Source organism: Paenibacillus sp. ClWae2A, assembly GCF_032452295.1.
In the GTDB taxonomy this organism is placed as follows: Bacteria; Bacillota; Bacilli; order Paenibacillales; family Paenibacillaceae; genus Paenibacillus.
In genome coordinates this window covers 780804-791280 of record NZ_JAULSQ010000003.1, presented here as the reverse complement: position 1 = coordinate 791280, position 10477 = coordinate 780804, and the positions used below count along the sequence as shown (strand labels likewise).

At 41.7% G+C, this 10477-nt stretch carries 9 protein-coding genes and 1 pseudogene; 7 read left to right on the top strand and 3 right to left on the bottom strand.

The annotated features are described in order from the left end of the window. Nucleotides 1-121 precede the first annotated feature (121 nt). On the top strand, nt 122-2341 hold the full coding sequence (locus QVE09_RS14735) for a condensation domain-containing protein (protein WP_397387041.1): 2220 nt from the start codon (nt 122-124) through the stop codon (nt 2339-2341). Nucleotides 2342-2962: 621 nt separating this feature from the next. On the opposite strand, the gene QVE09_RS14730 is transcribed toward QVE09_RS14735, so the two are convergent. Beyond that, complete coding sequence (locus tag QVE09_RS14730; RefSeq protein ID WP_315937361.1) at nt 2963-3919, bottom strand: IS30 family transposase; 957 nt, start codon at nt 3917-3919, stop codon at nt 2963-2965. A gap of 275 nt (nt 3920-4194) precedes the next feature. Here QVE09_RS14730 and QVE09_RS14725 point away from each other — a divergent pair, with 275 nt between their 5' ends. Then, nucleotides 4195-4635 carry a hypothetical protein gene (locus tag QVE09_RS14725; RefSeq protein WP_315937360.1) on the top strand — a complete coding sequence of 147 codons (441 nt, stop codon included), beginning with the start codon at nt 4195-4197 and terminating at the stop codon, nt 4633-4635. A gap of 71 nt (nt 4636-4706) precedes the next feature. Here the strand turns inward: QVE09_RS14725 and QVE09_RS14720 are convergent, their stop codons facing one another. Continuing rightward, the gene (locus QVE09_RS14720; protein ID WP_315937359.1) at nt 4707-5672 is read right to left on the bottom strand and encodes a DUF6973 domain-containing protein; all 966 of its coding nucleotides are present in this window, start codon (nt 5670-5672) and stop codon (nt 4707-4709) included. Nucleotides 5673-6146: 474 nt separating this feature from the next. Here QVE09_RS14720 and QVE09_RS31615 point away from each other — a divergent pair, with 474 nt between their 5' ends. From QVE09_RS31615 to QVE09_RS31605, 3 genes and pseudogenes are all read left to right on the top strand, one after another. Continuing rightward, on the top strand, nt 6147-6290 hold the full coding sequence (locus QVE09_RS31615) for a hypothetical protein (protein WP_483874296.1): 144 nt from the start codon (nt 6147-6149) through the stop codon (nt 6288-6290). Nucleotides 6291-6438: 148 nt separating this feature from the next. After that, on the top strand, nt 6439-6693 hold the full coding sequence (locus tag QVE09_RS31610) for an IS3 family transposase (RefSeq protein ID WP_483874295.1): 255 nt from the start codon (nt 6439-6441) through the stop codon (nt 6691-6693). 64 nt (nt 6694-6757) lie between these two features. After that, nucleotides 6758-7191: pseudogene (locus QVE09_RS31605) on the top strand (IS3 family transposase); the annotation flags it as partial. A 139-nt stretch (nt 7192-7330) separates the two neighbouring features. On the opposite strand, the gene QVE09_RS14710 reads toward QVE09_RS31605, so the two are convergent. Next, nucleotides 7331-7705 (bottom strand): iron-sulfur cluster biosynthesis family protein, encoded by a 375-nt coding sequence (locus tag QVE09_RS14710; protein WP_223868931.1) that lies wholly within the window; start codon nt 7703-7705, stop codon nt 7331-7333. 274 nt (nt 7706-7979) lie between these two features. On the opposite strand from QVE09_RS14710, the gene QVE09_RS14705 reads away from it, so the two are divergent. Both QVE09_RS14705 and QVE09_RS14700 read left to right on the top strand, forming a co-directional pair. Next, nucleotides 7980-9008 carry a LacI family DNA-binding transcriptional regulator gene (locus QVE09_RS14705; protein WP_036617286.1) on the top strand — a complete coding sequence of 343 codons (1029 nt, stop codon included), beginning with the start codon at nt 7980-7982 and terminating at the stop codon, nt 9006-9008. 180 nt (nt 9009-9188) lie between these two features. Next, complete coding sequence (locus QVE09_RS14700) at nt 9189-10460, top strand: ABC transporter substrate-binding protein (protein WP_076216405.1); 1272 nt, start codon at nt 9189-9191, stop codon at nt 10458-10460. The last annotated feature ends 17 nt before the right edge of the window (nt 10461-10477 follow it).

Below are 10477 nucleotides of genomic sequence, written 5' to 3'. Positions count from 1 at the left end.
AAGACCCATTGCGAATACGCAAGTGTACATCGTGCAAGGAAGCAATACATTGGTCCCACCTGGAGTCTACGGAGAGCTATGTATCAGCGGAGATGGTGTAGCTAAAGGGTACCTAGGCCAAATGGCGTTGACAGAAGAACGATTCCAAGTAAATCCATACCGCGCCGAGAGCTGGTGGTACCGTACAGGGGACATCGCAAGATGGTTACCCAATGGAACGATAGAGTTTGCTGGACGTCGCGATCACCAAATAAAGGTGAGAGGATATCGAGTAGAACTTGGAGAGATCGAAGAAGTGTTGTTGAAACAAGCGGGAATTCGGCAAGCCGCTGTGAAGAGTGTGGATCATGGGGGAGATGTGGGGCTGTGTGCGTACGTGGTTGGCGAAGAAGCAATGAACGAAACGCATCTTCGAGAGCAGCTACTCCAACAGTTGCCTCACTACATGATTCCGTCCCATGTTGTATTCTTGGAAACCCTGCCATTGAATTCAAATGGGAAGATTAATCTTCAAGCACTCCCTGATTGGAAAGCTGAAGAAGATAATAGTTATTTTGGACCGATTGGTGAAACAGAATTAATGCTTTCTGATATTTGGAGTGATGTATTAGATATAAAAGAAATAGGAAGGAATGATAATTTTTTTCTTTTAGGTGGTCATTCATTAAAAATATTAACAGTACGATCGACTTTATCGAAAAAAGGGTACAAGGTAACTTTCAATGAGTTATTGACTCATCAAACTATATCAGAATTAGCAGGCTTCTTAGATTTGAAGCAGCAAACTCTACCCGGAAAAATTAACACATATGATGATACCGAATTATTGCTTGAATCAAGACTTGGCGTGAGAGCAAAGTTTGCAATTAAGGACTATGATGGGAGAAAAATCACAGTACTATTTATGAATGAGATTCAAAGTAGCAAAAGTTTAGAAATTGAAAAGATACTCTCAGTAGAAGTAGAGGAATCTTTGCACCCAGAATATATAATTTATTCAGATGATAAGTATGATGAGGATTTTGTTCCTGAGTTTATTTCATCAAATCAAATGTTGTTAGAGAAAAAATTATTTGAAATTGACTATTTGCAAGAGCGGTTTACAGCCTATTTCAGTGAAGGATCACTAATAAAAGAGTATCCTATTTCACCTTCTCAATATTATCATGCACAGAATCAAGAATTCTCAGGTACAACAATTTATTTTAATCAAATTGTCAATATAGATATTCTGAATGAAGTATTTGCAGAATTACTTCAAACTCAAGAGATGATGAAAAGTCTCTTAATAACAGATCAAAACCAACTAAAGTGGCAAGTGTATGAGCCACGGACGGCATTAAAAATACCTTTTTATGATATATCCATGTATAACGAACACACTAAATCAAAAATTTTAAACTTAGTACGTAAACATCTTTTCAATGAAAAATATAGTCAAGAAAACTCATTAATGTATCGATTACTACTTGTAAAAGAAAATACTAAAAAGTTCACATTAATGATTCCATTTTCACATGTTAAATTTGATTCTATTAGTAGGGGGATTTTGGAGGATTTTATCTCGAAAAGATACGATCAATTATTATACAAAACAGAGGCAACCAACACGAGTCAACCCACTGAGCTTGTTAGTTACGAGAGTTATGTATCACAAATAAGAAGAGGACCTCAAAGAATACAGGATGATAGAATTAAAAGTGTTTTTGATTTAGACAATTTCTTTGAACTTCAACAAGGTTTGCAAAAATATAACGTATCGTCTTTCCGTGAATCTAGTCCTATAATTTTGCATAAAGGATTGGAATTCGATTCTAATAAAGACGGCTGGTTAACGTGCTTGAATTATTTCATTAAGTTCGTAACTTCTTTCTATAACATGTCTTCTATACCTATCTGGATGATTAATTTTGGCAGACAGTATGGTTCAAACAATTATTTTCATTTATTAGGAGAGTGTATCGATTTTATTCCATTGATTATTAATAAGGAAATCCAAACTAATCAAAATAACCAAATTATTCGAAGTAAATTAGAAATTGCACAACAGCACAATATAAATTTTACAAATTTAATCTATAATGATGAAATGAATAGTATGTATCCTGCTTCAACGGACGTATTAAGAAGTACGATATATAACATGCCTATCATATTTAATTATTTAGGAGAAAATGCATCGGTTACTAGCATCGGAGAAACTAAGGATACAACTCCGCTGGAAAACAGAAATGCTGACAAAATGATTTATCAAACGGGTTATTCAAACGGCTATATATTCATTCACCTTATGCTTTCCTTTGGTGAAGAGAAGGCAAGAATGGTTTTTGATCATTTATAAACTTTGTTGACAAGTGTTAATGGGGGTGCCCCTCATTAACCGAAATTAATATTAATTGTACGTAGCTCTTATTATGTAATCTGGTATGGTAAGTATATAGTGGTAAGTTGAACGATCAAAAACCATCATGCGCAACTTTATTACTGTCTACAGCTGAGATGCTAAGAAACCTACATTTAGCTGATACAAATGTCTAAAGCTGAGTTCTGATATCATAACTTGAATAGATGTTGTTGGGTTTTGTATAGGACAGGACGATGTTCCTACTGAACTGAGGTCATACACAGCAACATAAGTTGTGTAAAGAAGACGACACGCAGTTTTATAGCGGTAGAATATCCATCTTTAGCTTCAAGTGTAAGAAAGACTCTCAAATAGAGTGACTCTGTAAAGGTGTGAATTTTTGACGAGCGAGGGATATATTCTATTTACATTTTGTTATAATTTGTGAGAACACTGCATACATTTAGTTTTAGTTCTCTGGATATAAGGGATAAGATGTGTCTTGATAACGCTAATAAAGTCACTAAGCAGAGCTATCTAGACTTACAAAGTATAATGGGTTATATTGGGAATAAGGAGGCTTGGATTGAGTTATCGAGTTATTTAATAGATGGATTGTCAAACCAAGTGCGACAGTTCCTCTGTAAAGGATTCGTGAGCGGTTCTCCACCCCAAGCATTTTCGTGGTCTGTGATTGATTAAGCGCAGAGCGGTCTCTAAGGCTTCATCCGTGATTTGTGCGAAATCCGTTCCCTTGGGGAAAAACTCTCGCAAGAGGCCATTGGCATTCTCATTCGAGCCCCGTTGCCAGGAGGAATACGGATCTGCGAAATACACTTGTAGGCCATGAGCGGCTTCCAGGCTGGCGTAACAGGCAAGCTCCTTGCCACGATCTGCAGTAGCGGTTTGAAATGCACGGACAGGGTATTGCGAGGCAGCTACACCAAACGCAATCTCCATGGACAAAGCTGTACGGTCAGGCATTTGAATGGCGGTGTACAGTCGGGTCTTGCGTTCGATGAACGTAGCTACACAGCCCTTGCTTTTCCCACGGCCCGAGACGACCGTATCCAGTTCCCAATGGCCGAAGGTTTTCCGGGAACGAACCTCTTTCGGACGCTGAGAGATGGTCTTACCCACAGCGAACTTGCCACGTGTCTCTGCAGGCTTCTGCCGTTTACCTTTGTGACGTAGGACGGTAAGCATCCCTTTCACTAAACGGCCTGTATACAGCCAACGATAGATGGTCTTAAAGCAGACCACAGGGTGTCCCTCTTGACGGAGCCGTTCTACGATCTGTTCGGGAGACCACGTGGCTTGAAGCTTTTCTTCAATAAGGAGCAACTGCTGCGGTGTCCATTTCCCGGCAGAGATGGAGGACTTACGTCGCTGGACATAATTCTCCTGAGATCGCTCGGCACGATAGGGCTTCTGCGTTTCGTTTCGACGGAGTTCTCGGCAAATGGTGGCATGATGGCTGCCCAATTCACTGGCAATGACCCTGGCACTTTTTCCCTGCTGGTGGAGGATTTCTAGCTTGCTGCGCTCGATTATGCTAAGATGTGTGTAGCTCATGGTGGATTCTCCTTGTGTGAATGTGGTGTAGGAACCTTCATTCTACACGAATCCGGCCATGGGCCATTTTTTATTTATTTCCAGTAGGTGTCGCACTTCATATTACAATCCGTCAATAAGAAAAGTTCAGAAGTGCTCGAATTATCCATAACATATTTACTGCGTATAAGTTGAACTGATCTATAAGAGAATAATTCATTTATATCCCTTTAAACTTTAATTTAAGAGAAATTGAAAATTCAGTAATTTAGTATACAGTCGAATGAGGTGATTAAATGACAAACAAGAAACTAGCATGGTTTGTGACAATCTGTATCATTATTGTTGTTGGCATTACCGTTGCAGTTTTAAGTTCAGTAAAAAGTAATGCTTTTTCTTTCTTAAATCAGTTCAGTAGCTTTACGGTGACAATTGATAACCAATCAGATTTTAATCTTTCATCCGTAGAAACGGGAGTACTGGTATCTGGAGCTCAAGGAGGAACAGTTGAAAGTGGATCTAAAGATACGTTGGGTACAGAAATAAAAAGTGGGGAAGTAGTCAAAATTCACCCTAGTCTAAGTTTGTCCGGAGAAGGTGGGATTTATTTGAAATTCACTGATTCAAGAGGTGAGACTACAAATAAGATGATTTGTTCATATACGGAATCATTGTCAGGTTACTCTAACGTTATTGTTTCAAATAACAATGTTAGCGTCAAAGAGAAATGTAATTAATTAGATGAAAGTAAAACCGCCTACACATTTAAGGGTAGGCGGTTTTACTTTCTGAAAAGTTAGGGTTGGAATTATCTCCAGTAACTATATGCAGTACTTCTGACCGAAGAGTTAACTTCACTTGTATAACCTATCAAATTTTTATTTGTGACAAAAGCAGCGTAGAACGCATCAGCTACAGTAGAATGTGAGGAATTTACAGCATACTTTCTACCTTGGGAGTTATTGTATATATCCATCACACTATCATTTTTGAATTCAGAATTGAAAGCGCTGAGACTCCCTTGAGTTTGTGATCTTAAAACAAAAGCTCGTGTTGCACCCCAAGCTACTTTTGAAGGGAAGTCTAAATTGAGAGCGTTAGCATCGTCAGCCGCTGCTAATGCGAGTTCATGGAAATCACCAAAAACCCTGGCATCATTTGCATTAATATCTCTTGTATTTAGCCAGTTCCATGCGAAATGTCTAAATGCATCGGCCGGATTATCCCATGTTTGTGAATAGCCATTGAGATTTGCATATCTAACACCAATGTCTCTAGCTGTATTAGAATTTATCAATGAAATGGCGATTTCGCCGGCTGAAAGCGTTGGAAATCCGGCATATATACTGGCTTCAATTGCTTTTGAAAGCTCTGATTCAAAATACATAGGTGATATTTCTGATTCATTATTACCATTTATCGAGCTGTCTATAGCGTTATAATAAGCTGTTGCTGCTGTTGTGATTTCAACTAACTTTTCTTGCTCTGACAAAGATAACTCATCATACAATCTTCCTTCAATAGATGCATAGAATGCAGGAGCTTCATCAAGAATTGGATCTTTTTCAATACTCAGTTGTGCTGATTGGCTTTGGAGACTGCTTTGAAGTCTGCTTTGAGTACTGATTTCCGCTGCTTGATGAATTTTATGTAAGACATCAGCATTAGAACTTGATTCAGTGCTAGTTTCTTCTGCAAAGGATACAGATGGTATGAGTAACATTATCGACATAGCAGAGACCGTGACGATTTTTAATATCTTCTTGGTATTCATTATTTAGATATCCTCCTAAGAAAGCTTGATTTTTATTACAAATAGCTCTAAATGATTTTTTTAACCTCCTTTAAAGTAATTATATACCATATTAAGTTAAGGATCTACATAAAATACAATATAATGAAAATTAAATCCATAAAAGTGGAGTTACGTGTTTTTTGAGATTGTCTCAGAACGATTTACTAGATCTTTTTGTACCCAATCTAGTATATTGTGCCCTGAGTGTTGTGATCCGTCGCATGATTGAAATACCTAGCATCTATTTATTATGGGGCAAGTCGAGTAGTTGAATAAGTCCCGTTAATAGTCTTTCATTTAGAGGGACAGAAGCATTACCACAAACATGAAAAAATTTATAAAAAATCTCCCTTCCCACTGGACTGACCCCATAACGTGAGACAAATCAAAAGACCTTCAAGAGAATGAAACCTTGTCGTAAGATAGGAAAATCATCTTGGAGGTGTTTTTGTAATGGCAACCAGAGTGGGTTATCCTGTGGAGTTAAAGATGAAAGCCATAGAAATGAGATTGGTGGAGGTACCCGTAAAAGAGGTTATGGATCAGCTCGGAATACGCAATAAGACACAATTAAAAACGTGGATGAGATGGCATTGAAAAGGAGAATTGCATCGCTAGAGCAACCAGTTGATAAGCAATTTAGCTACGGAAGAAGTCCAGAACACACGACAGAACTCGAAAAAGTAAAAGCAGAAAACCGATTCTTGAATTGGACTAGTGAAAAGTACAAGGAACTGGAAAAGAGGTGGAAGAAGAAGTCGTTATCGCTTGGGCCGAGTCCATTCGAAAAGAAGTGACCATATCTGAGGCTTGTCCATGGCTTGGAATTGATCGAGCAACCTACTACCGCTGGAAGGCAGCCTGGGAGAGCAAGCGTCCCGATCCAATGGTGGAGAAAGTAGTTCAGCTTTGTACTCAGCACAAGTTCCGGTACGGATATAGAAAAATCACTGCCTTGCTCCGGATTGAAGTTCCTGTAAATCATAAACGGATACAGTGAATGATGCAGCACGAGGACTTACAGTGCCGAGTGCGGACGAAAAAACGAAAGAACACAGGGCAACCTGCAAAACCTGGTAACTGACATTACGTATTTGCCGTTCGGTAATGAGATGTTATACCTTTCAAGCATATTGGATCTGTACAACGGAGAGATTGTCGCTTACAGTATAGCGGACAAGCAGGAGACCACCTTGGTTCTGGATACGCTGGAACAACTTCCTGAGCGGACAAATGTGCTACTCCACAGCGACGAAGGCAGCGAGTATACTTCTCAAGTTTACCAGACTGTAGTAAAGAGAAAAGACATTACCATGAGCATGTCCCGTAAAGGAGCGCCCGCTGATAATGCTCCCATTGAGTCTTTTCATTCTACACTAAAGTCTGAAACGTTCTACCTCGAACATCTTACACAACGACAGTCATCGTTGAACAGACCGTTCGAGACTACATCAACTACTACAACTCAATTCGTATTCAAGCGAAACTAAATAAATAGTCTCCGATACATTTTCGAAGACTGGCTGCTTAAACTTGCAAGGTGCTTTGATCCCTGTCTCACAAAAAGGGGAGGGGGGGGCAGTCCCCCGCATGACATCTGGGCTTGGGAGGTTTTGATTATAGTGCTAATTCAACGTTTATCGTACAAACCATCCAGTGGGCTGAGGGGCTACGTCTGCGGTATCTCGTAAATCATGGACTTTGACATTACTGCCATAGATCATGGAATCGCTGCTCAGTCGGAATGAAGGGAAACTGTGCTCGGATTGCAGACGCAGACAGGGTTCAAAGTAAATCTGCTGCTGTTTGTTGATTACAAAGGGAAGCGACCCCGCTTCTACGGTAACATCATCGCTATCCGGTTCGTTCAAGATCAGAAGTACCGCAATTCCGTCACAACCGCATCCATCGGTATCATAAAACAATTTGAAATAGCCTGGTCGATCTCCCAGCTTTTCAGTAAGTCTTGCTTCTGCCAGCGGACTGACTTGAATGATCATGACGTTGTTCACACTCCTCTAATCTCCAATGAATTCGCTTACAATTTAATATATGGACCATAAACGCAGATTAGAAGGTGAAATAAAGAAAAGCGAACATGTCCTGTGAAAATATTGACGCTAATGCGTAATGCAACGAACAGTTCATTATGAATGTCATGCCCGGAACTTCTTGGTTCAGTGTGAAATCATTCGCCCGTCAATGAAACCCATTCCATCGCCATTCCTTATCTGGTATGATAAGCAGGGAAAATAGGGAAAATTAGAGAAAAAGGAAGGTTCCGCTATGACACCGATCACCATATACGACATCGCCAAAGAAGCAAACGTATCTGTAGCGACAGTCTCCCGGGTGCTGAATGATACGGCACCTGTGCGTGCAAGCACCCGAGAGAAGATTATGTCCATCATTGAAAAACACCAGTTTCAGCCCAACGCGCAGGCGCGTAGTCTGATCAAGAAAGAGACGGGCACCATTGCCATCATCCTGCCGGACATTACGAATCCCTTCTTCCCGGAAGTATTCTGGGGGGCAGAGAATGAGGCTCGCGGATTGGGGTACACGTTTTTTCTATGCAATACCGCAGGGGATTACAACAGGGAATCTGAATATTTGTCCATCCTGCGAGAGAAGCGGGTAGACGGGATTATTTTTCTCGGCGGGCGAATCAACATGCAGGTCTGTCCGGATGATATGGCCCAGGAATTAATTGATATGGGCAAACGTATGCCAATCGTGTTGGTCAATGGCAATATTGCCAAAGGCGGGTTCCACCGGGTGTACACGGATGAAGGTGCAGGGGCTGCCCTTGCAGCTGAGCATTTACTTGAACTGGGGCATCGCGATATCGCCTTTGTCGGCGGTCTGAAAGAGTTGTCCACCACCATGGTCAAGGTCAGAGCTGTGCAGAAGAAACTTCGGGAGCATGGACTCGAAATACCAAAAGAACGGCAATTGCTCGGCAGTTTCTCCATCGACGATGGAAAACGGGAGATGTCCAAACTGCTGGATCGTGACAATCCACCCACCGCAGTCATCTGCGTTAATGACAACACAGCGATTGGTGCGATCAAGTCAACGATTGAGCATGGGCTCTCGATTCCGAAGGATATATCCATTGTGGGTTTCGATGATACACCGCTCGCCAGTGCCGTTATACCGGAACTGACAACCGTATCCCAGAACACGTATCAGCTTGGCAAACAGGCTGTGGATGTGCTGCATGAGCTGATTAACCAAGGCAAACCGAAGAAGCAGATCATTCTGCAACCGGAGCTGATTGTGCGTCAAAGTACAGGACCTGCTGCAAGATAAAGGGCCTGTAATTGGAAAAGAAAGCGTTGACATTTCCTCGAAGTGTGAAATATAATGAGTGCGTGAATGAAACCCCTTTCATAAAGTGGAACGGGTTTTATGTTTCAGCTTAATGAAACCCATTTCATGAAACGGGTTTCAGTGTAGTCATCCATTCATTATATCAAGGGGGCGTAACGTATGAGAAGAAGTTTAAAGGTCATTTCGTTATTGATGCTGGTCATGGTAATGGGTCTGACAGCCTGTAGCAGCGGGAGTAAAAACGGTTCTTCCGGCGAGTCTGGTGGCAAGGTTGATTTGAGCATGACGATCTGGGGCTCGGAGGATGAGAAGAAGATTTATCAGGAACGACTCGACATTGTGAAACAGACGTATCCCGATATTAACGTGAAGCTGAACGTGGTTGCAGGGGATTATGACCAGAAGGTACAGACCATGATCGCCGGAGGAACGGCACCGGACATCATGATGATTGCCGAGAACTATCAGGCTTACGCCTCCAAGAATCAGATTATACCGTTGGATGACATGATTCAGGCGAACAATGTGAACATGTCCGAGCGTTATTCCGATGATATTGCCAACCTGATGAAGTATGATGGCAAACAATTTGGTTTGCCGGATCGGGCAGGTGCGATGGTCCTCTTTTATAACAAAGATCTGTTCGACAAGGCTGGGGTGGAATACCCAACCAAAGATTGGACACAGGATGATCTGATGGCGGCAGCTCAGAAGCTGACGGTGAAGGAGAACGGCAAAACGGTTCAATGGGGTTACTACCCTGGCAGCTGGTGGCCGCAGTGGATGCAGCTGATCTACCAGAACGGTGGCTCATTGTTCGATGAGAGTGGTAAACCAACCTTCAATACAGAGCCTGTGCGTAAAGCATTACAATTCATGAATGACCTGACCTTCACACACGGTGCGGGACCAACGCCAACCGAGATTGCCGACATGGGGAATATCGGAGCTGATCCGCTGTTCGCTCAAGGCAAGATCGCCATGGAAACGACAGGGTTCTGGAACATTGGTTCACTTGCCAAGGTGGAAGGCATTAATTGGGATATCTCTCCGGTATGGGGCGAAACGAACGCATTCTTTAACGGGTTAACGATTACCAACGCTTCCAAACACAAGGAAGAAGCTTTCAAAGTCATCGAAGCACTGACCACACCGGAAGCACAGCTGCCAATGATCAAAGCCGGTCAGGATGCTCCTGCAACCAAAGCAGGTTTGTCCAGTGATGAATTCCTGAATGCCGAATATGGCGGCAAAAAAATCAACATGGCTGCGTTCAGTGAATCGACGATCTATGCTGAACCATTCAACCCGCAATGGAACGAAATGATGAAGCTCATTAACGATAAGCTGGGTGTGTACTTCAACAATAAAGCCTCGCTTGATGATACGGTAACCGAAATTCAGAGTGGACTGGAAAGACTCTACAAATAGAGGTTTTTTCTGAACAT